This is a genomic window from Kitasatospora saccharophila (assembly GCF_039529925.1).
In the GTDB taxonomy this organism is placed as follows: domain Bacteria; phylum Actinomycetota; class Actinomycetes; order Streptomycetales; family Streptomycetaceae; genus Kitasatospora; species Kitasatospora saccharophila.
This window is the reverse complement of sequence record NZ_BAAANS010000200.1, coordinates 1-533: the sequence shown is the minus strand read 5'-3', so window position 1 is coordinate 533 and position 533 is coordinate 1. Positions and strand designations below refer to the sequence as shown.

At 69.2% G+C, this 533-nt stretch carries 1 protein-coding gene; it reads left to right on the top strand.

The features are described 5' to 3' along the window. Window positions 1-533, top strand: a 533-nt coding sequence (locus ABD345_RS40165) for a hypothetical protein (protein ID WP_344559806.1), incomplete at both ends; no start/stop codon positions are given.

Below are 533 nucleotides of genomic sequence, written 5' to 3'. Positions count from 1 at the left end.
CCGCCAGCACCCATTTTCAGGCGCTCTGTTCGGCCAATCGCGACCTGTTGCGCGCCTCGGGTTGCGCCTGGTTCGGACCCGATACGCTGCGCCATGCGCTGAAGCTGCCCGCGCTGCATGACAGCCACATGGTGATGCGCTGGCGCGGGCGGCATCTGCGCCGGGCCTTGCAGGGCGAAATCCGGGCCGGGCAGCATCTGCTCGTGTCAGATGAAAACATGCTGGGCAGTCCGCGCCCGCCTGCCATGGTGGCGGGGGCGCAGCTCTATCCGGGGGCCGAAATGCGGCTGGCCGCGACCTGTGTGGCGCTCGGGCTGCAGGGCGTGACGCTGGCGCTGTGCATCCGCAATCCGCTGGACTGGCTGGTCTCGGGCTGGGGGCATCAGTTTCTCGCCGGACGGCCTGTCAGTTTCGAGCGCTTCTGCGCCGGGCTCTCGCCGCTGGACCTGCGTTGGTCCGAGATGGTGGGGCGGGTGCTGGCGCTCGAGCCTGTCCGCCATGTGGTCCTGTGGCGTCACGAGGATTACGGGGCG